Raw genomic sequence first — 21,375 nt, 5'->3', positions numbered from 1 at the left:
TTCGGGTGTCACCTCATCCAGAAACCATGCGCACGCAGTATGGTTCGGATCTCCTTTTCCTGCGCGGGCAGGGCATTGCGGTCGAACAGGGCCCGGACCTTGGCGCCGCGGCCTTGATAGACCATGCGGCGGATCGGTTCGTGCCGCTTCAGAAGCTTCTTGAGCCGGTTCGGCGCCGCCACCTGTTCCAGCGTCTCGACCACCGCGTCATCTTCCCGCGCATAGAGCAGGGGAAAGGTGCGGTAGTGGCAGGTGATCGCCCCGTCGAGCCCGGCCAGCGCCGGGCCGGGACGGCCGCCGCCCAGGGCGTGGATCACCAGCGGCAAGGCCACCTGATCGAGCCATGGGTCGAAGGGTTGCAGCGCCACCTCGGCCGGCGGGTCGTCTTGGATCTGCACGGCGTAATCCAAGAATCGTGCGCCGAAGGCCTGCGCATCCGGGCCGCAGAACCAACCGGCGTTGAAATAGAGGTAGCGTTTCCAGAACTCGTCGGGCCAGTTCCTGTCGAGCGAGCTTTCGAAGTCGAGCCCGAAACGGTCGTAGAGGGACCGCCAGCTCGCGGTGTAGCCCGGCCAGTAGACCTCCTCGATCGGCCATGTGCCCTCGCGCCGCATCGAGGCGGCAGGCGGGTGGGTGTCGATCGGAAGATCGCCGATCTCGCCCAGGATCAGCGTGTCGCTGTCGAGGAACAGGAAGGGAGCGGCAGGCAGGGCGCAGAGCGCCTCGATCTTGTTGCCATGCGGGTAGGACGCGCCGAAATGCCGGTTCTCGAAGGGCAGGATCTCGGCCCCCAGTTCGCACAGCATGGCGCGGCCGTCGTCGCTCATCCGCGGATCGTCCGGCCAGAGCGGCCCAGGCTGCGGCTCGGCCACGAGGAGCCGGCCCGCGAATCCCGGGGCACGGGCGCGCAGAGAGGCAGCGAGCAGCAGCGCCTCGGCCTCGATCCGGCCGCCTTGGCCGATGATGACGATGTCGAAACGACCCATGCGCGTCTCCCCGCGCCGACCCTATGAGGGGTGCATCGGCCGGTCAAACCGTCGTCTTGAAAAGGGGGGAGGGGTGGTGGGCGACCCTGGAATCGAACCAGGCGTGGGTCTCCCCGGCGGAGTTACAGTCCGCTGCCGCACCTTGCAGCTCGTCGCCCGCAGCCGGGCCTCGACCCGGTGCGAGAGCGGGAATACGCGTGCTCCACGGAGGCGTCAACCTCAAAATCCGGCTTCCCCGACGGCGCGGCGCATGGGGGCGGCCGCTGGACTTCGCGGCCGCGAAAGCGCAATCAGGCGAAGCCCCAAGCCAAGCGGAGAGCGCGATGAAAAAGCCGAAATGGGTCATCGAGAAGGAGCAGGCCAAGCGCGCCTCGGCCGCCGAGACGGTCTGGCTGTTCGGCCTGCACGCGGTACGCGACGCGCTGATGAACCCGCGTCGCGAGCGGCTGCGTCTCGTCGTCACCAAGAACGCCGAGGCCAAGCTCGCCGACGCCATCGCCGAGAGCGGCATGACGCCCGAGATCTCGGATCCGCGCAAATTCGCCGCCCCGATCGACCCGGACTCCGTGCATCAGGGCGCGGCGCTCGAGGTCAAGCCGCTCGACTGGGGCTCGCTCGACGACATCGCGCTGGGCGGCGAGCGCGCCGGGCCGCCGCGGCTCCTGCTGCTCGACCGTGTCACCGACCCGCATAATGTGGGGGCGATCCTGCGCTCGGCCGAGGTGTTCGGCGCCCGGGCGGTGATCGGCGTGCAAAGGCATTCCGCTCCCGAGACGGGGGCGCTGGCCAAGACCGCCTCGGGCGCGCTGGAGCGTCAGCCCTATCTGCGGGTCCGGAACCTCGCCGACACCATGCAACGGCTGAAGGATATGGGCTATCTGGTGCTGGGCCTCGCCGGCGAGGCGGAGCAGGGCATCGAGCAGGCACTCGAGGGGCGCCGCGACCGTCCCGTGGCGCTGGTGCTCGGCGCCGAGGGGCCGGGGCTCAGGGAGAGAACGCGCGAGACCTGCGACGCGTTGGTGCGGATCGACGCGGCGGGGGGATTTGGGTCGCTGAACGTCTCGAACGCAGCCGCAGTGGCACTCTATGCCGCCCGGGCCACGACGGCAGGCTAGCTCTCGCTTTGCTAACCACCCGTTCACGAATTGGGGAAGCCGTCTTCGCGTGGAACCTTTTCGTGGTTAGATCGTTTCATGGAGGCGCGTATCTGGAACATATGCGCTTCATTTCACTGTCCCTCGTTCCACACCTTGAAGCCCGGGCCATGGCCCGGGCTTTTTTTATCGGGGTGAATGCCGCTCAGTTCGGGCGCAGCGCTTCGACCTCCTGCGCCATTTCCTCGGCCAGGGCGATCAGCGCGGCATCGTCGAGCCCGCGATGCGCCTCGATCCGCAGCGCGGTCATGTTAGACTGGTAGCGCTGGGCCAGACGGGCAGGGTCCTGCGCCTCCGTCAATTCGCCGTTCTCCTGTGCCTTGCGAAAGGCGGCTTCGATCTCGGCCCGGATCGCGTCGAGATAGCCACGCGCGCGGGCGCCCAACTCGGCCTCACCCGCCGTCGCATCCAGCATCGTACGTACCAGCATGCAGGCGCTGCGAGCCGGGTCGTCCGCCTCGCGCCGCGCCACGGCGCGCAGGTGATCGGCAAGGCCCTGCAGGATCGGGCCCGGTCGCTCGCGCAGCGCCTTCAGCTCGCCGCGCGACCGCAAGAAATAGCGTTCCAGAACCGACAAGTAGAGCGCGTGCTTGCTGTCGAAGGCGGCGTAGATGCTGCCGGGCTTCATCTGCAAGGCCCCCTCGAGATCCTTGAGGGAGGTCGCGTGATATCCCTTGCGCCAGAACAGGGACAGGGCGGCGTCCAGCGCCACGTCGCGGTCATAGGGTCGGGTTCGTGTCATGCGCAGAAGATAGGGGAGGAAGAGGCGAATGTCCCGTGCCCCGCACAGGGAGTTACGCTCAAGTTTGAGTGATCGCTCAATTTGGCTGTTGAGCGATCACTCAAATCGGCTATCTGTCGTCCTGTCCGGGCATCAATGCCCCCCACAGAGCGACCGGAGTTCTCGATGACCGATTTCACCTTCCACGACGACAACACCGCCCCCGAGGAGAGCAAGCCGCTGCTCGCCAAGTCGCGCGCGGCCTTTGGCCGGGTTCCCGGCCTGCATGCCGTCATGGCCGAGGCGCCCGGCCTGCTCGAAGCCTACCAGCGGATCCATGAGCTGTTCGTGAATTCGAGCTTCGACAAGGACGAGCTGACCGTCGTGTGGCAGACCGTGAATGTCGAAAACGCCTGCCATTACTGCGTTCCCGCCCATACCGGTATCGCCAAGAGCATGGGCGTGGACGACGCGATCACCAACGCGCTGCGCGACGGCACGCCGCTGCCCAATGCCCGGCTCGAGGCGCTGCGTGACTTCACGCTGAAGCTGGTGCGCAATCACGGCAATGTCGACGACGCCTCGGTGCAGGCCTTCCTCGATGCGGGCTTCACCAAGCGCAACATTCTCGAGGTGATCCTGGGCTACAGCCAGAAGGTCATGTCGAACTACACCAACCACCTTGCCGGCACGCCGGTGGACAAGCCGTTCGAGAAGTTCGCCTGGAGCCCGGCCGACAAGGCCGCCTGAGCCTGAGCGCCGCGAAAAACCCCGCCGCCGAGGCACGGCGGCGGGGTCATGGTATTTAGCGGGGACGTGCGGCCTTCTCAGCCAGCCCGGAACGGCCCTCGCGCCGGGCCAGTTCGGCCTCGATGTCCTCGAGCGTCACGTCGCGCGCCGCGCACATCACCAGCAGGTGGTAGAGCGCGTCAGCGGCCTCGGAGGCGAGCTTTTCGCGATCGCCCTTCACCGCCTCGATGATCGCCTCGACCGCCTCTTCGCCGAATTTCTCGGCGCATTTTTCCGGGCCCTTCGACAACAGCTTGGCGGTCCAGCTGGTATCGGCATCGGCGCCGCGACGGGCAAGGATCGTGGCGGCGAGATCGTGCAGGCTCATGCCATCCTCATCGGTATGCCGGCGGCCTGCATATGCGCCTTGGCCTCGGCGATGGTGTAGGTGCCGAAATGGAAGATCGAGGCAGCAAGCACCGCGCTGGCGCCGCCTTCGGTCACGCCCTCGACGAGGTGGTCGAGCGTGCCGACGCCGCCCGAGGCGATCACCGGGATGTCGACCGCGTCCGAGATGGCGCGGGTGAGCGGCAGGTTGAAGCCCGCTCGCGTGCCGTCGCGATCCATCGAGGTGAGCAGGATCTCACCGGCGCCGCGCCGCTCCATGTCGGTGGCGAACTCGACCGCGTCGATGCCGGTGGGCTTGCGGCCCCCATGGGTGAAGATTTCCCAGCGGCCCGGCTCCACCGTCTTGGCGTCGATCGCCACGACGATGCACTGCGCGCCGAAGCGCTGCGCCGCCTCGGTGACGACGGTGCGGTCGGCCACTGCGGCGGAGTTGAAGCTCACCTTGTCGGCGCCGGCGAGCAGCAGAGCACGCACGTCGTGATGGCTGCGCACCCCGCCGCCCACGGTCAGCGGGATATAGCAGCTCTCGGCGGTGCGCCGGACGAGGTCGAACATCGTGCCGCGATTCTCGTGTGTGGCGTGGATGTCGAGGAAACACAGCTCGTCGGCGCCCGCCGCGTCATAAGCGCGGGCGGCATCCACCGGATCGCCCGCGTCGCGCAGGTCGACGAAATTGACGCCCTTCACCACGCGGCCATCGGCCACGTCGAGACAGGGAATGATGCGGGTCTTGAGCATGTAGGGCCCTCCTGCGGTCGCGGCCCTTCTAACCCTCCCGGCGCGGCGGGGCCAGTGCCGGAACGGAAGGCGGCATCTGCTGGTTGAGCAGCAGCACAAAGGGAGCATTTCACATGAAACGCACGATCCTCGCCGGTCTCGCCGCCACCGCCCTCGCGGCCCCCGCCATGGCCGAGACCGAAACCATGCAAGCCACCGGCACCGTCGCCGAGGTGATGGACCGCCTCGAAGCCGCCGTCACCGAGGCCGGGGCGACCGTCTTTGCCCGCGTCGATCACGGGGCCGGGGCCGAGCAGGCAGGCATGACCTTGGCCGACAGCCAGCTGCTGATCTTCGGCAACCCGCAGCTCGGGACGCCGGTGATGCAGGAGGATCCGCTGGCGGGGCTCTACCTGCCGCTCAAGATCCTCGCCTATGACGACGGGTCGGGGCAGGTCTTCGTGGCCTATGAAGAGCCGGAGGAAACCTTCGACGACCTCGCCGTCGACGACGATCTCGAGGCCATCGAGAAGATGGAGAACGCGCTGGAAAAATTTGCCAAGGCCGCGGCGGGGGAGTGATCCCCGGCACGCACGGGTCGGCTTGAGGCCCGGCGCAGTCGCGAGGTGATGAAGGTGGCGCTGCGCGGGGGACCGTGCGGCGCCGCTTCGCGTCAGCCCTTAAGCAGCGCCAGCGCCTCGGCAAGGTCGATCGCGCCGTCATAGAGCGCCCGGCCCGAGATCGCGCCGGCGATGACACCGGTCGACTTTAGGGCCTTCAGGTCGTCGAGCGACGACACGCCGCCCGAGGCGATCACCGGAATCGACACGGCGCGCGCGAGATCCTCGGTCGCGGCCACGTTCGGCCCCGCCATCGCGCCGTCGCGGGCGATGTCGGTGTAGATGATCGCGGCCACCCCGGCATCTTCGAAGCTCTTGGCGAGGTCGGTGACCATCACGTCGGTCTCCTCGGCCCAGCCGCGCGTCGCCACGCGTCCCTCACGCGCGTCGAGGCCGACCGCGACCTTGCCGGGGAAGGCCTTCGCGGCCTCACGAACGAGATCGGGGTTCTCGACCGCCACCGTGCCGAGGATCACCCGGGCGAGGCCCTTCTCGATCCAGGTCTCGATGGTCTTCATGTCGCGGATGCCGCCGCCGAGCTGCGCGGGGGTTCCCGGGCAGGCCGCGAGGATCGCCTCGACCGCCGCCGCGTTCACCGGCTCGCCCGCGAAGGCCCCGTTCAAGTCGACGAGGTGGAGCCATTCGGTCCCGGCCTCGACGAAAGCCCGCGCCTGGGCCGCCGGGTCGTCGTTGAACACGGTTGCCTTGTCCATTTCGCCGCGCAGGAGCCGCACGGCCTGGCCGTCCTTGAGGTCGATGGCGGGGTACAGGATCATGGCGCGGTCTCCGGGCTGTGTCGCGCCCGCGCTGTGGCACGCGAAGGCCCCGGATGCAACGCCACGTCAGCCTTGCCTGCGCGGCTGACCTTCGCGTCAGCTTCGCCTTGTATGGAGGAGGAGACAACCATGAAGAGACTGGCCTGGGCCGCGCTGGCGGCCATGGCAATGGCGGGAACGGCCTCGGCCGAGCCGCTGCTCGGCACCTGGCGCACGGCGCCCGACGACAACGGCAACAGCGGCCTGGTGCAGGTGGCGCCCTGCGGTGCGCAGCTCTGCGGCCAGCTGGTCAAGGCCTATGGACCCGATGGTGCCGAGATCGCGTCCCCCAATCTCGGGCGCCACATCATCTCCGAGACCAAGGCGGTCGGCGGCGGCGAGTATCGCGGCAAGGTCTTCGCGCCGGACAACGGCAAGACCTACAACTCGAAGCTCGTGCTCGCCGGGGACCGGCTGTCGGTATCGGGCTGCGTGCTGGGCTTCTGCCGCGAGGGCGGGGTCTGGCAGAAGGAGCAATAGCCCGGAACAGCGCGGGGGGTGTGCCGGTTTTCCTTTCCGTCAACGATCAAGGGAAGGACATCGGATGCCCCTCGTCACCACCAAGGACCATACCCAGCTCTGCGTGAAGGACTGGGGCGAAGGCCGCCCCGTGGTGCTGATCCACGGCTGGCCGCTCAATTCGGATTCGTGGGAGTATCAGGCGGTGCGGCTGGCCGAGACCGGCCACCGGGTCGTCGCCTATGATCGTCGCGGCTTCGGCCGCTCCGGACAACCCTTCCAAGGCTACGACTACGACACCATGGCCGACGACCTCGACACGGTGATGCGTGAGCTCGATCTAAAGGACGCAGCCATCGTCGGCTTCTCGATGGGCGGCGGCGAGGTCGCGCGTTACATGTCGCGCCATGACGGGCGCAATGTCCGCGCCGCCGGGCTGATCGCCTCGGTCGCGCCGGGGATGCTGAAATCCGAGAAGAACCCCGACGGTGTCACCAAGGACGTGTTCGAGGGCATCAAGGAGGGGCTGCGCAAGGACCGGCCGGAATTCCTGAAGACGTTCTTCAAGTCGTTCTACGACAACAAGGTCAGCGAAGGCGTGCTGCACTGGTCGCTGATGATGGCGATGCAGGCCAGCCCCAAGGCCACGCTCGACTGCGTCGATGCCTTCGGCCAGACCGATTTCAGCAACGACATGCAGGCCTTCAAGGTGCCGACCCTGATCGTGCATGGCGGCAAGGACGAGACCGTGCCGATCGACCCGTCGGGCCGGCGCGCGGCCAAGCTGGTGGGGACGAACGCGACGCTCAAGGAGTATGCCGACGCGCCGCACGGCCTCACCGCGACCCATGCCGACAAGTTCTACGAGGATCTCGCCGCCTTCCTGAAGTGAGCGATTCCCGTGAAACAGAAGGCCCGCGCAATCCGCGCGGGCCTTGTCGTATCAGGGCTTCCAGTTCAGGAAGTTGGCGATGAGCCGCAGCCCAGCCGCCTGGCTCTTCTCAGGGTGGAACTGCGCGCCGACGACGTTGTCGCGCCCCACCACCGCCGTCACCGCCCCGCCATAGTCGACATGAGCGAGCAGCGTGTCGGGGTCGGTCGGGCGGAACTGCCAGCTATGCACGAAATAGGCGTGATCGCCGGTCGAGATCCCTTCCAGCACTGGATGGGGCCGGTCGATGACGAGGTCGTTCCAGCCCATATGCGGCACCTTGAGCTTCGGGTCCGACGGCTCGATCCGCACGATTTCGCCCGGCACCCAGCCGAGCCCCTCGGTGCGTTCGTATTCATGGCCGATCTCGGCCAGCAGCTGCATGCCGACGCAGATCCCGAGGAAGGGGCGCCCCTGCACCTCGACCGCCTCGACCAGCGCCTCGTGCAGCCCGGGCTGGGCCGAGAGCGCGTTCCGGCAATGCGGAAAGGCCCCGTCGCCGGGCAGCACGATCCGATCGGCGCGGGCCACGTCTTCGGGCCGCGAGGTGACGATCACCTCGCCCGCGTTGCCCTCGCGCGCCATGCGCTCGAAGGCCTTCTGGGCCGAGTGCAGGTTGCCGCTCTCGTAATCGATCAGCGCGGTGAGGCTCATAGCGCCCCCTTGGTCGAGGGAATCGCGTCGGAGCGACGCGGATCCGGCTCCACCGCCTCGCGCAGCGCGCGGGCGACGGCCTTGAACGCGGCTTCGGCGACGTGATGCGTGTTGTAGCCGTGAATGCGGTCGATATGCAGCGTGATGCCGCCATGGGTCGACAGCGCCTGGAAGAACTCCTGCACCAGCTCGGTGTCGAAGCTGCCGATCTTGGAAGCGCGGAAGTCGAGATTGCAGATCAGGAAGGGCCGGGCTGACAGGTCGAGCGCCGCGCGCACCTGCGCGTCGTCCATCGCGAGGTGGCACGAGCCGTAGCGGCGGATGCCCTTCTTGTCGCCGAGCGCCTGCCGCAGCGCCTGGCCCAGCGCGATGCCGGTGTCCTCGACGGTGTGGTGGTCGTCGATATGCAGATCGCCCTTGGCGCGCACCTTCATGTCGATCAGCGCGTGGCGCGACAGCTGGTCGAGCATGTGATCGAAGAAGCCGACGCCGGTCTGGTTGTCATAAGCCCCGGTGCCGTCGAGATCGATCTCAACCTCGATCGACGTCTCGGCGGTGGTGCGGGTGATCTTGGCGGTCCGCATGTCATCCCTCGTCTGGTTTCGCCGACCGTATAGGCGGCGACGGGGGCGGGGCCAAGGGTGGCACTGCGATGTTGGGAGATCGAAACTGGAGCGGGTGATGAGATTCGAACTCACGACCCTTACCTTGGCAAGGTAATGCTCTACCCCTGAGCTACACCCGCTTCCGTTTCGTGGGGCGGATGTAGCGGGAGCGGCGGAGAGGTGCAAGAGGGGGGGCGAGAGAAAAACCGGGCGACTTTGCGGAAGTTCTGACCGGCCCGGTTTCGTGTGGAGCGAGGAGGCCCGATGCCATCCTGATCGCGCCGAATGGGATCTCTCCGAATGGGGATAGCGCGCTTCGCGAGACCATACTGGCACCGGGTGGTGCCGTGTGGCCCGTCTTGCACCTGCTGACTGCAAGCCTTGGCGACAACACGGAACGGTCTCGAAGGGTATGCCAGCCCAAGCCGAAGTAAGGGGCCGAACGACAGCAGTCACGCTGGCGCGGTTCAGGTCTCGTCGATGTCGGGGAGGTCGAAACTGGAGCGGGTGATGAGATTCGAACTCACGACCCTTACCTTGGCAAGGTAATGCTCTACCCCTGAGCTACACCCGCTTCCGTTTCGTGGGGCGGATGTAGCGGGGGTGGCGGGGAGGTGCAAGCCGAAAAATGCACGGCCCGCACCGATTTCTTCGACCGCCCGGGGCTCAGTGCCGGTGCATCACCCCGGCACGCTCGCCCTCGCTCGCGAGTACCTTATCGGCGGCGATCCTCACCCGAAGACGCCGTTTCTGGCGCCACAGGTTGAGCGCCTCGACCCCGCCCGCAAAGACCATCGCCGCGTAGATGAAGCCCCGCTCGATATGGAAGCCCAGCCCCTCGGCCCCGAGCGACATGCCGACCATGACCAGAAAGGCCAGCGCCAGCATCTTGGTCGAAGGATGGTGCTCGACGAAGTTGGCGATGGGGGTAGCGGCGACCATCATCAGCAGGATCGCGATGGTGATGGCGGCGACCATCACCTCGATATGGTCGGCGATGCCCACTGCGGTGATGACGCTGTCGAGCGAGAAGACGAGATCGAGCACGATGATCTGTACGATCACGCCGAAGAAGGTCGCCTTGGCCGATGTTTCTGCGCCATGGGTGCTGTCGCCCTCGACCTCGGCGAAGATTTCGGTGGCAGCCTTGTAGATCAGGAAGGCACCGCCGACGAGCAGGATCACGTCGCGCCAGGACAGCGGGTGGCCGAGGATCGTGGTAAAGGGTTCGGACAGTGAGACGATCCAGGCGATCGAAAACAGCAGGCCAATGCGCAGCACCAGCGCGCCGGCGAGGCCCAGCACCCGCGCCCGACGGCGCTGCGCTTCGGGCAGTCGTGCAGCGGCGATCGAGATGAAGATGACGTTGTCGACGCCCAACACGATCTCGAGGATGGTGAGCGTCAGGAACGAAGCCCAGACGGCGGGGTCGGAGAAAAGCTCGATCATGGTGGTCCATCATTGCTGCGCGGCCCGGGAGCGGCGGCCCGTTTGCGGGCAGCCATGGGCGTCGCGAAACAACCTGTCAGCCGTCGAGGCGTTCCCGCTTCAACCCGCAGAGGCCGGTTCGATGAGATCCCAGCGGTTGCCCCAAGGGTCGCGGAACACAGCCACCGTGCCATAGGGCTCGTTCCGGGGCGCCTCTTCGAAGACCACGCCGCCCGCCGTCATGCGGGCGGCGTCGCGGTCGAAGTCGTCGGTTTCGAGAAAGAGCCAGACCCGCCCGCCGCCCTGCGCCCCGATCGCGGCGCGTTGAGCCGGGCCCTCGGCACGGGCGAGGATGAAGCCGGTGCCGCCGGTCGGCGGCACCACGCGGATCCAGCGCTTCCCGGCCCCCATGTCGATATCCTCGGTAAGGACGAAGCCCATGGGGCCGGTGAAGAAGGCGATTGCCTCGTCGTAATCGGGGACGACGAGGCTGATCGCGCCGAGGCGGGTCATTCGATCTCGACCAGCAGGTCCTTCGCGTCGATCTGCGCGCCCGGCGTCACGTGCACCGCCTTTACCTTGCCATCGCGCTCGGCATGCAGGCCGGTCTCCATCTTCATCGCCTCGATGGTGAGCAGCATGTCGCCCTGCTTGATCTTCTGGCCGGCCTGCACCGCGACCGTGGAGACCACGCCCGGCATCGGCGCACCGACATGTGCGGGATTGCCGATCTCGGCCTTGGGACGCTTCTGGGCCGTGGCCGCGACCTTGCGGTTGGGTACCCGGATCGTGCGCGGCTGGCCGTTGAGCTCGAAGAACACGCGGACCTCGCCGTCATCGCCGGTCTCGCCTACCGCCTGCAGCCGGATCTCCAGCGTCTTGCCGGGATCGATCTCGGCCGAGATCTCCTCGCCCGGCTCCATGCCGTAGAAGAAGGTCCGGGTCGGCAGGGTGCGCACCGGGCCGTATTGCTGATGCCGCTTGGCATAGTCGGTGAAGACCTTGGGATACATCAGGTAGGCGTTGAGATCCTCGTCGTCGATCTCGGCCTCCCCGGTGGCCTTCTGGGCCTCGGCGCGCGCGGCCTCGAAATCCACCGGCTTCAGATGCTTGCCAGGGCGATCCTGAAGCGGCTTCTCGCCCTTGAGCACCTTGGCCTGCAGCGCCGTGGGCCAGCCGCCCGGCGGCTGGCCGAGATTGCCCTTCATCATGTCGATGACGCTGTCGGGGAAGGAGACATCCGTGTTCGGATCCTCGACCTGCTCGCGGGTCAGCCCCTGGCTCACCATCATCAGGGCCATGTCGCCCACGACCTTGGAGGAGGGCGTGACCTTCACGATGTCGCCGAACATCATGTTCACGTCGGCATAGGTCTTGGCGACCTCGTGCCAGCGATCCTCGAGGCCGAGCGAACGGGCCTGCGCCTTGAGGTTGGTGAACTGCCCGCCGGGCATCTCGTGCAGATAGACCTCGGAGGCCGGGGCCTGCAGCCCGCTCTCGAAGGCCGCGTAATGCGCGCGGACCTGTTCGAAGTAGTTCGAGATCTCGCGGATCGCCTCGATGTCGAGCCCGGTGTCGCGGTCGGTCTGGCTCAGCGCCTCGACGATCGAGCCGAGCGTCGGCTGCGAGGTGTTGCCCGAGAAGCTGTCCATCGCCGCGTCGATCACGTCCACGCCCGCGGCCGAGGCCGCCAGCACGGTCGAGATCGCCGCGCCCGAGGTGTCATGCGTGTGGAAGTGGATCGGCAGGCCGACCTCCTGCTTGAGCGCGGTGAAAAGCTGCGTCGCCGCCGGGGCCTTGAGCAGGCCGGCCATGTCCTTGACGCCCAGCACATGGGCGCCGGCCTTCTCCAGCTCCTTGGCCATGGCGACGTAGTATTTCAGGTCATACTTCGAACGCGCCGGATCGAGCATGTTGCCGGTGTAGCAGATCGTGCCTTCGCAGACCTTCTCGGCCGCGATCACTGCGTCCATCGCGACGCGCATGTTCTCGACCCAGTTGAGGCTGTCGAAGACGCGGAACACGTCGACGCCCGAGGTCGCGGCCTGCGCCACGAAGCCCTGCACCACGTTGTCGGGGTAGTTGGTGTAGCCCACCCCGTTGGAGGCGCGCAGCAGCATCTGCGTCATGATGTTGGGCATCGCCGCGCGGATGTCGCGCAGCCGCTGCCACGGGCATTCCTGCAAGAAGCGGTAGGCCACGTCGAAGGTGGCGCCGCCCCAGCATTCGACCGAGAACAGGCCGGGCAGGTTGGCGGCGTAGGAGGGCGCGACGCGGATCATGTCGATCGAACGCATCCGCGTCGCCAGCAGCGACTGGTGCCCGTCGCGCATCGTGGTGTCGGTGATGAGGAGCTGCTTTTGCGCCTTCATCCATTCGGCCACGGCCTTGGGGCCCTTTTCGTCGAGGATCTGGCGCGTGCCGGGCTGGAGGGCATCGGTGCGCGCGGCAGGCGGGCGCGGCGTCTTGGCGTCGCGCGGGGGCAGGGCGCGGCCCTCGGTCTCCGGGTGGCCGTTGACGGTGATGTCGGCCACGTAGGTGAGCAGCCGCGTCGCCCGGTCGCGGCGGGTGTCGAACTTGAACAGCTCCGGCGTCGTGTCGATGAACTTGGTCGTGTACTGGTTCGACAGGAAGGTCGGATGCTTGAGCAGGTTGATCACGAAATCGATGTTCGTGCTCACCCCGCGGATCCGGAACTCGCGCAGCGCCCGGTCCATCCGCGCGATCGCCATCTCGGGCGTGGGCGCGCGCGCCGTCACCTTGGTCAGCAGCGAGTCGTAGAACCGGGTGATGACCGCGCCGGAATAGGCGGTGCCGCCGTCGAGGCGGATGCCGGGGCCGGTGGCCGAGCGGTAGGTCTGGATCCGGCCGTAATCGGGGATGAAGCTGTTATGCGGATCCTCGGTGGTGACCCGGCACTGCAGCGCGTGGCCGTCAAGCTTCACGTCGTATTGCGAGGCGCAGCCGGTGGCCTCGACGATCGACTTGCCCTCGGCGATCAGGATCTGGGCGCGCACGATGTCGATGCCGGTGACCTCCTCGGTCACGGTGTGCTCGACCTGCACGCGAGGGTTCACCTCGATGAAGTAGAATTCGCCCGAATCCATGTCCATCAGGAACTCGACCGTGCCGGCGCATTCGTAGTTCACGTGCTGGCAGATCTTCTTGCCGAGATTGCAGATCTGCTCGCGCTGGGTCTCGGAGAGATAGGGGGCGGGGGCGCGCTCGACGACCTTCTGGTTGCGGCGCTGCACCGAGCAGTCGCGCTCCCACAGGTGGTAGATCTGGCCCATCTGGTCGCCGAGGATCTGCACCTCGACGTGGCGGGCGCGCAGGATCATCTTCTCGAGATAGCCCTCGCCATTGCCGAAGGCGGCCTCGGCTTCGCGCCGGCCCTCGCGGACCTTCTCGACAAGCTCGCTCTCATCCATGATCGGCCGCATGCCGCGGCCGCCGCCGCCCCAACTCGCCTTGAGCATCAGCGGGTAACCGATCTCGGCGGCTTCCTTGCGGATCGCGTCCATGTCGTCGCCGAGCACCTCGGTCGCGGGGATCACCGGCACGCCGGCCTCGATCGCCACCTTGCGCGCCGAGGCCTTGTCGCCGAGCTTGCGCATGGTCTCGGCCTTGGGGCCGATGAAGGTGATGCCGGCCGCCACGCAGGCATCGACGAATTCGGGGTTCTCGGACAGCAGGCCATAGCCGGGATGGATGGCGTCGGCGCCCGACATCTTGGCGACGCGGATGATCTCGGGGATCGAGAGATAGGCCTGAACCGGCCCGAGCCCCTCGCCGATGCGATAGGCCTCGTCGGCCTTGAAGCGATGCAGCCCGAGCTTGTCCTCTTCGGCATAGACCGCGACGGTCTTCTTGCCCATCTCGTTTGCCGCGCGCATCACCCGGATCGCGATCTCGCCACGGTTGGCGATCAGGATTTTCTCGAAATCGGCCATGTCCACCCCTTCCGTTTGGTCGGGCGCAGTCTAGGGCTTTCTGCGGTGCAGTATAGCCCCGAGATACTGTGGTGGTGTCATAGGCGCCCCCTACTGATAGCGCTAACGGAGGTTCAGGCGGCGGCGTGCCTTCCGTCGGGTTCCTCGGGCGTCGCCGGCAGGAGCATGGCGGTCGCCTCCTGTGGGTTCGGATCCTCCTCTCCGGCGATCGCCACCTGATTCCGGCCGCGCGCCTTGGCGTCGTAGAGCGCGTCGTCGGCGGCCTTCATCAGCTGCTGCGGCATGGTGCCGTCTTCGGGATGCACGGCGAGGCCGATCGAGACGGTGATCCGCGGCAGGGTCTTCTCGCCGTAGCGCACGCTGATCCGCTCGATGGCGCCGCGCAGCGCCTCGGCCCGCAGCGCCGCCGCCTCGCGGCCCAGCTCCGGCAGCAGCAGCATGAATTCTTCGCCGCCCATGCGGCAGGCGGTCTCGTCGCCGTCGCAGATCTGTTCGAGCACCGCACCCACCGCGCGCAGCACCATGTCGCCCGCATCATGCCCATGCGTGTCGTTGAAGCGCTTGAAGTGATCCACATCGACCGAAAGGATCGCCAAGGCGCGGTCCTCGCGCGCGGCCCTCTCGAGCTGACGGCGCAGCGTTTCGGTCAGGTGACGGCGGTTGTAGAGCCCGGTCAGCGGGTCGCGGATCGATCGGTCATGCAGCTGGTCGCGCATCTGCACGTTGGCGATGGCGAGGCTGATCTGCTCGGCACACATCTGGGCGAGCTTCTGGCTGGAGCGGAAGGTCTCGAGGCTGATGCCGGTCTTGGCCTTGAGATGCAGCAGCCCCACCGTCTCGCCATGCGCCAGCACGGGAAAGCAGAAGGACGGACGCTCGTCCTGTGCCTCGGAATGGCCGCAGGGGAAGTCCACCTCGGAGGCGCCGAAGCTGTAGGTCCGGCCGCGGCGCAGGCCCCAGCAATCCTCGGCCCGGATGTGGTCGCAATGGTGCCCGCCATTCCAGCTCGCCGCCCCCATCAGCACATCGCGGGAGTTGGAGTAGACGTAAACGCTGCCCTCGCTCTCAGGGAGGATGTGGCTCATGAAGCGGCCGACCATCTCGAACAACTCGTCGAGCGAGCGCGAGGATTGCAGCCACTCGTTCAGCTCTCCCAAGAGCCGCACCTCTCGCGCGAGCCGCATCTGGTCCTCCATCATCTCGCGTTCCTTTTCGGCGCGCTGGCGCAGAACCCGCAGCTGCGTCCGTCCGGCCCGGCGGATCACCACGCTGGTCATCACCAGCAGGATCAGCGAAATGCTGGACAGCCCGAGGAATATGGTGCGCAGCCGATCGGTGAAGGTGTGCCCCATCGCGGTGATGTCGGTATAGAATTCGATCGCGCCGACGAAGCGGCCGTCGCGCATCACCGGGGTATAGATCTCCGCCACGCACAGCATGTCGCCGGGCAGATGGTGATCGGCGGCGGCGTGCAGATGGCCGTCGACCTCGTCCATCGGCTTCATATTGGCCACGTAGTATTTCTGCCCCTGCGCGACGATGCTCTGGAAGTAGGGCTTCTCGTTGACGGTGCCGATGTCGGAAGGGCGCGACGACCAGAAGACGCGGCCCTCGGCGGTGAAGAGCTTGAAGCGGTAGATATCCGACAGCGTCGTCACCTCCTCGAGCCAGTCGGCATCGGCGGCGCTGATCTGTCCGGTCTCGAAGGCGATGCTGCCGTTCTCGAGCGCGTGCAGCACCCGCGTGCGCCAGTGCTCGGCTTCGCGGCTGATATCCTCGCGCATCATGCGGTTGACCAAGGGGGTCGGCAGGTAAACCACGGAAAGCCAGGCGACGGCGGTGGCGAGGCCGAGGAACAGCACGAGCAGCATGTTGAGCCGCGGGCGTCGGAGAAAGCGGGGGTCAGTCATGAGGGCCATCCTGTGGTTGCCCATCCAGACTGGCATCGTGGCACTGCCCGGCCGTTAACGAAGCGCCGGAATCTGCCGTTCGGATGGGGGAAACTGCGGAACTTCCAATGATTTCGCCCCGAGAACGCCGCGTTGTGAACATATATGGAACGCGGCTTTTCTTCACGGACGGCGACGGCTAGATTGGGGCCATGAGCAGCTTTTCCGATGACGAGGCCTTCGAGGCCGCCTCCATGCCCCTGTCGCGACGCGCCATGGCGCAGCCCGGCGGCGCCGCGCCCTATCTCGACGGGCTCAACCCGGCGCAGCGGCTCGCGGTCGAGACGATGGACGGCCCCGTGCTGATGCTGGCGGGGGCGGGTACCGGCAAGACCCGGGCGCTGACCGCGCGGATCGTGCACCTGATGCGCACCGGGCGCGCCCGGCCGAACGAGATCCTCGCCGTGACCTTCACCAATAAGGCCGCGCGCGAAATGAAGGAGCGCATCGGTAGGATGCTCGGCGAGACGGTCGAGGGGCTGCCATGGCTCGGGACCTTCCACGCGATCTGCGTGAAGCTGCTGCGCCGGCACGCGGAGCTGGTGGGGCTCAAGTCGAACTTCACCATCCTCGACACCGACGACCAGATCCGGCTTCTGAAGCAGTTGGTCACGGCCGAGAACATCGACGACAAGCGCTGGCCCGCGCGGATGCTGGCGGGGATCATCGACGACTGGAAGAACCGGGCGCTGACGCCCGAGAACGTGCCCACCGCCGACGCTTCGGCCTATGACGGCAAGGGGCGCAAGCTCTATGCCGCCTACCAGCTTCGGCTCCGGGAGCTGAACGCCGTCGATTTCGGCGACCTGCTTTTGCACATGGTCACGATCTTCCAGACCCGCGACGACGTGCTCGACCAGTATCGCCGCTGGTTCCGCTACATCCTCGTCGACGAGTACCAGGACACCAACGCGGCGCAGTATCTGTGGCTGCGGCTTCTGGCAGGCGGGCACAAGAACATCTGCTGCGTCGGCGACGACGACCAGTCGATCTATGGCTGGCGCGGCGCCGAGGTGGGCAACATCCTGCGCTTCGAAAAGGATTTTGAAGGCGCCGAGGTGATCCGGCTGGAGCAGAACTACCGCTCCACCCCGCATATCCTCGGCGCGGCCTCGGGGCTGATCACCGCCAACAAGGGGCGTCTGGGCAAAACGCTCTGGACCGAGGAGCAGGAAGGCGAGAAGGTCCGCCTCATCGGTCATTGGGACGGCGACGAGGAGGCGCGCTGGGTCGGCGAGGAGATCGAGGCGGCGCAGCGCGGCACCCGGGGGATGGCGCCCATCGGCCTCGATTCGATGGCGATCCTGGTGCGGGCCTCGCACCAGATGCGCGCCTTCGAGGACCGGTTCCTGACCATCGGTCTGCCCTATCGCGTGATCGGTGGCCCGCGCTTCTACGAGCGGCTCGAGATCCGCGACGCGATGGCTTATTTCCGCCTCGCCGTCTCGCTCGACGACGACCTCGCCTTCGAGCGGATCGTCAACACGCCCAAGCGGGGCCTTGGCAACAAGGCAGTGCAGACGATCCAGCGCGCCGCGCGCTCGAACGGCGTCAGCCTCGTCGAAGGCGCGCGCATCGTGGTCCAGACAAAGCTTCTGGGCGGCAAGGGGCTCAAGGAGCTGTCGATCCTCGTCGATGCGCTCGACCGTTGGCATTCGCAGGTCGTCAACGAGAGCGACACCCATGTCGAGCTGGCCGAGATGATCCTCGACGAGAGCGGCTACACGGCGATGTGGCAGAACGACAAGACGCCCGAAGCGCCGGGTCGGCTCGAGAACCTCAAGGAACTTGTGAAGGCGCTGGAAAGCTTCGACAGCCTGCAGGGCTTCCTCGAGCACGTGGCGCTGATCATGGACAACGAGCAGGCCGAGGAGGGCGAGAAGGTGTCGATCATGACGCTGCACGCCGCCAAGGGCCTCGAATTCCCGATGGTGTTCCTGCCAGGCTGGGAGGACGGGCTGTTCCCATCTCAGCGCTCGATGGACGAAAGCGGGCTGCGCGGCCTCGAGGAGGAACGTCGCCTCGCCTATGTGGGCATCACCCGCGCCGAGCAGATCTGCACGATCTCGTTTGCCGCCAATCGTCGCGTCTATGGCCAGTGGCAGAGCCAGCTGCCCTCGCGCTTCATCGACGAGTTGCCCGAGACCCATGTCGAGGTGCTGACCCCGCCGGGGCTCTATGGCGGCGGCTACGGCGCCGCCGGCATGGCGGCCAGCGCGTCGCCCGCGATCGACGCGATCCAAGGCTCGCGCCTGCACGACAACGCCGCCAAGGCCGATGTCTACAACAGCCCCGGCTGGAAGCGACTGCAGGCCCGGGGCCAGCAGAGGCAGATGCGCCAGCCGGCCGAGGCCAAGAATATCACCATCGATATGACGGCGGTGTCCTCCTTCACCGCCGGAGATCGGGTGTTCCACCAGAAGTTCGGCTATGGCGAGGTTGTGGGCGTCGAGGGCGACAAGCTCGACATCGCCTTCGACAAGGCCGGCCAAAAGAAGGTCGTCGCGCGTTTCGTGGTGGCTGCCGATCAGGCCGACGACGTGCCGTTCTGAGATTGCGGGGGCAGGGGGCGGCCGCTAAGGCGGGCGGATGGATGTCGGTTCCCTCTCCGCCTTCGCGGCCGGGCTCGCGCTCGGGCTGTCGCTGATCCTCGCCATCGGGGCGCAGAACGCCTTCGTGCTGCGCCAAGGGCTCCGAGGCGACCATGTCCTTGCCGTGGTGATGACCTGCGCCCTGTCGGACGCTGTGCTGATCGCGGCGGGGGTGTCGGGCTTCGCGGCGCTGGCCGAGGCCGCGCCGTGGATCGCGCCCTTGCTGCGCTGGGGCGGGGCGGCCTTTCTGATCGTCTACGGGGCGCGTGCGCTCATCGCCGCGTGGCGCGGCGGAGAGGCATTGCGCGCCGCCGATGACGGCCCGGCGGGGCTGCGCCGGGCGGTGCTGACCTGCCTCGCGCTGACTTGGCTCAACCCGCATGTCTATCTCGACACGCTGGTACTGTTGGGCTCGGTTGCCTCGCGCTTCGAAGGGCAGACCTGGGCCTTCGGCACCGGCGCGGTCACGGCCTCGTTCGTGTTCTTCTTCGCGCTGGGCTATGGCGCGCGACTGCTGCGCCCGGTCTTCGCGCGGCCGACGGCGTGGCGGGTGCTCGATGCGGGCATCGCATTGGTGATGTGGAGCATCGCCGCCGGGTTGGTGCTGGGCGGTTAGAGGACGGCCAAGCGGGACCATGGCTTGGTCAGGCTTGCATCCGGTCCGGCTTTGCGATCCTGTGGCGGCAGGAGATTTACATGACGACAGCATACATTTCGCGCCCGGCCTCCGCCCCGCTCGTCGGGATCGGCTGGATGGTGGCGGCGGGGCTGTGCTTCGTCGGCATGACGGTGCTGATCAAGTCGGTCGGCGCGGCGCTGCCGGCGGCACAGACGGCGGTGCTGCGTTTCGCGCTGGGCCTGCCATTTCTGCTGCCCATGCTGCCGGCGCTGGCGCGGGTGCGGCTCACGCCGTCGCACTGGCGGTTGCTGAGCCTGCGCGCGGTGCTGCACAGCGCCGGGGTCGGGCTGTGGTTCTTTGCGATCGCGCGCATCCCGTTGGGCGAGGTGACGGCGATCAACTACCTCAACCCGATCTGGGTGACGGTCGGCGCGGCTTTGCTGATGGGTGAGAGGCTGCCGCCCCGGCGGCTGGCGGCGGTGGCGGCGGCGTTCATCGGCGCGCTGGTGGTGTTGCGGCCCGGCCTACGCGAGATCGATCCGGGCCATGTCGCGATGATGGGCACGGCAATGCTGATCGCCTCGGGCTACCTCGTGGTCAAGCGGCTCTCTGAGGATCTTCCGGCCGAGGTGATCGTGGCGATGATGTCGCTGATGGTGCCGCTCGGGCTTCTGCCCTTCGCACTGCCGGTCTGGCAGACGCCGGGCGCGACCGAACTCATATTGCTGTTCGCGGCGGCGGGGCTCGGCACCGCCGGGCATTACACGATGACCCGGGCCTTTGCGGCGGCGCCGCTGACCGTGACACAGCCTGTGACGTTTCTGCAGCTGGTCTGGGCGGTGGCGGTCGGTGCATTGCTCTTCGGCGAGCCGGTCGATCCTTTCACCCTGCTGGGCGGTGCGATCATCATGGGCGCGGTGATCTTCATCACCTGGCGTGAGGCGCGGGCGCGGCGGGCGGCGATCGCCGCCGCGCCCGACGCGCTGTTCAGTCGGTCGGCATCTGGCCCAGCCGCTCGAGGATCGAGCCGGGGCTGACCTGGCCGATGACGCGGCCGCCTTCTGTCACATCCAGCGGCGCGGGCGTGGCATGGATGCGCGCCATCACCTCGAGGATCGGGGTGTCGGCCGTCACCTGTCCCTCGGCCGCAAGCTGGGCGTCGGGGTCCATCACGTCGCGGGCGCAGAGCACGCCGAGCGGGTTCATGTGGGCCACGAAGTCGCGGACGTAGCCATTGGCAGGACGGGTGAAGATCTCGCGCGGGGTGCCCGACTGGACGATCCGTCCGCCTTCCATGATGGCGATGCGGTTGCCGAGCTTGAACGCCTCGTCGAGATCGTGGCTGACGAAGATGATGGTGCGCTTCTTGCGCGCCTGCAGGTCGAGAAGCTCGTCCTGAAGCCGCGAGCGGATCAGTGGATCGAGCGCCGAGAACGGTTCGTCCATCAGCAGGATCGGCGCGTCGGTGGCGAAGGCGCGGGCGAGACCCACGCGCTGCTGCATGCCGCCCGAGAGCTCGCCCACCAGCGCATCGGCGCGATCGGCGAGACCGACCATCTCCAGTTCGGTTTCGACCCGCTCCCGGCGCTGGGCCTTGGACATGCCGCCGAGCTCCAGCCCGAGGCCGACATTGTCGCGCACCGTCCGCCAGGGCAGCAGGCCGAACTGCTGGAACACCATGGCGACGTGGTGCAGCCGGATCTGGCGCAACGTCTTCTTGTCGGCATGGGTGACCGAGGTCATCTCGCCGTTCATGCGCACCCGCACGTCGCCGCGCACCACTGGGTTGAGGCCGTTCACCGCCCGCAGCAGCGTCGACTTGCCCGAGCCGGACAGACCCATCAGCACGAGGATCTCGGCCTCTGGCACGTCGAGCGTGCAGTCGTGCACGCCGAGCACCTGGTCGGTCTTCTCGGCGATCTCGGGCCGCTTCTGCCCCTCGTCCATCAGGGGCAGGGCAGTCTCGGGCTTGTCGCCGAAGACGATGTTGACGGCGTCGAACTCGACGGCGTTGCGTTTGCTCGTATCGGTCATGG

At 67.2% G+C, this 21,375-nt stretch carries 20 protein-coding genes and 3 tRNA genes; 8 read left to right on the top strand and 15 right to left on the bottom strand.

Features of this window, described 5'->3' with window-relative positions; translation table 11 throughout:
- Nucleotides 1–8 precede the first annotated feature (8 nt).
- Together T8T21_RS07985 and T8T21_RS07980 are read right to left on the bottom strand one after the other, a co-directional pair.
- Nucleotides 9–986, bottom strand: coding sequence for a hypothetical protein (locus tag T8T21_RS07985; protein ID WP_322335181.1), 978 nt, complete (start codon nt 984–986; stop codon nt 9–11).
- Nucleotides 987–1,060: 74 nt separating this feature from the next.
- A tRNA-Tyr gene (locus tag T8T21_RS07980) sits at nt 1,061–1,144 on the bottom strand.
- Nucleotides 1,145–1,309: 165 nt separating this feature from the next.
- Between T8T21_RS07980 and rlmB the strand changes: the two genes are divergently transcribed.
- Nucleotides 1,310–2,101: a 23S rRNA (guanosine(2251)-2'-O)-methyltransferase RlmB gene (gene rlmB, locus T8T21_RS07975; protein ID WP_183471783.1), complete on the top strand. Its 792-nt coding sequence runs from the start codon at nt 1,310–1,312 to the stop codon at nt 2,099–2,101.
- Between the two features lie 184 nt (nt 2,102–2,285).
- On the opposite strand, the gene T8T21_RS07970 is transcribed toward rlmB, so the two are convergent.
- Complete coding sequence (locus tag T8T21_RS07970) at nt 2,286–2,882, bottom strand: TetR/AcrR family transcriptional regulator (RefSeq protein ID WP_322335180.1); 597 nt, start codon at nt 2,880–2,882, stop codon at nt 2,286–2,288.
- 165 nt (nt 2,883–3,047) lie between these two features.
- Here T8T21_RS07970 and T8T21_RS07965 point away from each other — a divergent pair, with 165 nt between their 5' ends.
- A complete protein-coding gene (locus tag T8T21_RS07965; protein ID WP_322335179.1) occupies nt 3,048–3,611 on the top strand; it encodes a carboxymuconolactone decarboxylase family protein in 564 nt (187 codons plus the stop codon).
- 55 nt (nt 3,612–3,666) lie between these two features.
- Here the strand turns inward: T8T21_RS07965 and T8T21_RS07960 are convergent, their stop codons facing one another.
- Nucleotides 3,667–3,978 carry a phosphoribosyl-ATP diphosphatase gene (locus T8T21_RS07960; RefSeq protein ID WP_322335178.1) on the bottom strand — a complete coding sequence of 104 codons (312 nt, stop codon included), beginning with the start codon at nt 3,976–3,978 and terminating at the stop codon, nt 3,667–3,669.
- A complete protein-coding gene (gene hisF / locus T8T21_RS07955) occupies nt 3,975–4,736 on the bottom strand; it encodes an imidazole glycerol phosphate synthase subunit HisF (RefSeq protein ID WP_021692191.1) in 762 nt (253 codons plus the stop codon). The genes T8T21_RS07960 and hisF overlap by 4 nt, the downstream gene beginning before the upstream one ends.
- Before the next feature lie 113 nt (nt 4,737–4,849).
- Between hisF and T8T21_RS07950 the strand changes: the two genes are divergently transcribed.
- A complete protein-coding gene (locus T8T21_RS07950; RefSeq protein ID WP_322335177.1) occupies nt 4,850–5,296 on the top strand; it encodes a DUF302 domain-containing protein in 447 nt (148 codons plus the stop codon).
- Nucleotides 5,297–5,388: 92 nt separating this feature from the next.
- Here the strand turns inward: T8T21_RS07950 and hisA are convergent, their stop codons facing one another.
- The gene (hisA, locus tag T8T21_RS07945; RefSeq protein ID WP_322335176.1) at nt 5,389–6,111 is read right to left on the bottom strand and encodes a 1-(5-phosphoribosyl)-5-[(5-phosphoribosylamino)methylideneamino]imidazole-4-carboxamide isomerase; all 723 of its coding nucleotides are present in this window, start codon (nt 6,109–6,111) and stop codon (nt 5,389–5,391) included.
- A gap of 129 nt (nt 6,112–6,240) precedes the next feature.
- On the opposite strand from hisA, the gene T8T21_RS07940 reads away from it, so the two are divergent.
- Both T8T21_RS07940 and T8T21_RS07935 read left to right on the top strand, forming a co-directional pair.
- Nucleotides 6,241–6,630, top strand: a complete 390-nt coding sequence (locus tag T8T21_RS07940) for a DUF2147 domain-containing protein (RefSeq protein WP_322335175.1) — start codon at nt 6,241–6,243, stop codon at nt 6,628–6,630.
- 64 nt (nt 6,631–6,694) lie between these two features.
- The gene (locus T8T21_RS07935; protein WP_322335174.1) at nt 6,695–7,501 is read left to right on the top strand and encodes an alpha/beta fold hydrolase; all 807 of its coding nucleotides are present in this window, start codon (nt 6,695–6,697) and stop codon (nt 7,499–7,501) included.
- Nucleotides 7,502–7,552: 51 nt separating this feature from the next.
- Here T8T21_RS07935 and hisH read toward each other — a convergent pair whose 3' ends face one another.
- From hisH to T8T21_RS07895, 8 genes are all read right to left on the bottom strand, one after another.
- A complete protein-coding gene (hisH, locus tag T8T21_RS07930) occupies nt 7,553–8,194 on the bottom strand; it encodes an imidazole glycerol phosphate synthase subunit HisH (RefSeq protein WP_322335173.1) in 642 nt (213 codons plus the stop codon).
- Nucleotides 8,191–8,778, bottom strand: a complete 588-nt coding sequence (gene hisB / locus T8T21_RS07925; RefSeq protein ID WP_322335172.1) for an imidazoleglycerol-phosphate dehydratase HisB — start codon at nt 8,776–8,778, stop codon at nt 8,191–8,193. Before hisB ends, hisH begins: the two co-directional genes overlap by 4 nt.
- An 86-nt stretch (nt 8,779–8,864) precedes the next feature.
- Nucleotides 8,865–8,939, bottom strand: a tRNA-Gly gene (locus T8T21_RS07920).
- A gap of 359 nt (nt 8,940–9,298) precedes the next feature.
- Nucleotides 9,299–9,373 (bottom strand) — tRNA-Gly (locus tag T8T21_RS07915).
- Nucleotides 9,374–9,465: 92 nt separating this feature from the next.
- The gene (locus tag T8T21_RS07910; protein WP_322335171.1) at nt 9,466–10,248 is read right to left on the bottom strand and encodes a TerC family protein; all 783 of its coding nucleotides are present in this window, start codon (nt 10,246–10,248) and stop codon (nt 9,466–9,468) included.
- A 99-nt stretch (nt 10,249–10,347) separates the two neighbouring features.
- Nucleotides 10,348–10,740: a VOC family protein gene (locus T8T21_RS07905; protein ID WP_322335170.1), complete on the bottom strand. Its 393-nt coding sequence runs from the start codon at nt 10,738–10,740 to the stop codon at nt 10,348–10,350.
- Nucleotides 10,737–14,180, bottom strand: coding sequence for a pyruvate carboxylase (locus T8T21_RS07900; RefSeq protein WP_322335169.1), 3,444 nt, complete (start codon nt 14,178–14,180; stop codon nt 10,737–10,739). Before T8T21_RS07900 ends, T8T21_RS07905 begins: the two co-directional genes overlap by 4 nt.
- 113 nt (nt 14,181–14,293) lie before the next feature.
- Nucleotides 14,294–16,090 carry a sensor domain-containing diguanylate cyclase gene (locus T8T21_RS07895; protein ID WP_322335168.1) on the bottom strand — a complete coding sequence of 599 codons (1,797 nt, stop codon included), beginning with the start codon at nt 16,088–16,090 and terminating at the stop codon, nt 14,294–14,296.
- A gap of 191 nt (nt 16,091–16,281) precedes the next feature.
- On the opposite strand from T8T21_RS07895, the gene T8T21_RS07890 reads away from it, so the two are divergent.
- The 3 genes from T8T21_RS07890 to T8T21_RS07880 all read left to right on the top strand — a co-directional run bounded on the left by T8T21_RS07890 (nt 16,282) and on the right by T8T21_RS07880 (nt 20,376).
- Complete coding sequence (locus T8T21_RS07890) at nt 16,282–18,681, top strand: ATP-dependent helicase (protein ID WP_322335167.1); 2,400 nt, start codon at nt 16,282–16,284, stop codon at nt 18,679–18,681.
- A 37-nt stretch (nt 18,682–18,718) separates the two neighbouring features.
- Nucleotides 18,719–19,336, top strand: coding sequence for a LysE/ArgO family amino acid transporter (locus T8T21_RS07885; RefSeq protein WP_322335166.1), 618 nt, complete (start codon nt 18,719–18,721; stop codon nt 19,334–19,336).
- An 80-nt stretch (nt 19,337–19,416) separates the two neighbouring features.
- Nucleotides 19,417–20,376 (top strand): DMT family transporter, encoded by a 960-nt coding sequence (locus T8T21_RS07880; RefSeq protein ID WP_322335165.1) that lies wholly within the window; start codon nt 19,417–19,419, stop codon nt 20,374–20,376.
- On the opposite strand, the gene choV is transcribed toward T8T21_RS07880, so the two are convergent.
- Nucleotides 20,327–21,373, bottom strand: a complete 1,047-nt coding sequence (gene choV, locus T8T21_RS07875) for a choline ABC transporter ATP-binding protein (RefSeq protein WP_322335164.1) — start codon at nt 21,371–21,373, stop codon at nt 20,327–20,329. The genes T8T21_RS07880 and choV overlap by 50 nt on opposite strands.
- Nucleotides 21,374–21,375: the final 2 nt, after the last annotated feature.

It is taken from the genome of Limimaricola variabilis (genome assembly GCF_034371605.1).
Classification (GTDB): Bacteria; Pseudomonadota; Alphaproteobacteria; order Rhodobacterales; family Rhodobacteraceae; genus Limimaricola; species Limimaricola variabilis.
Note: the sequence above shows the minus strand (reverse complement) of the source record. Positions and strands in the feature narration are given on the sequence as shown.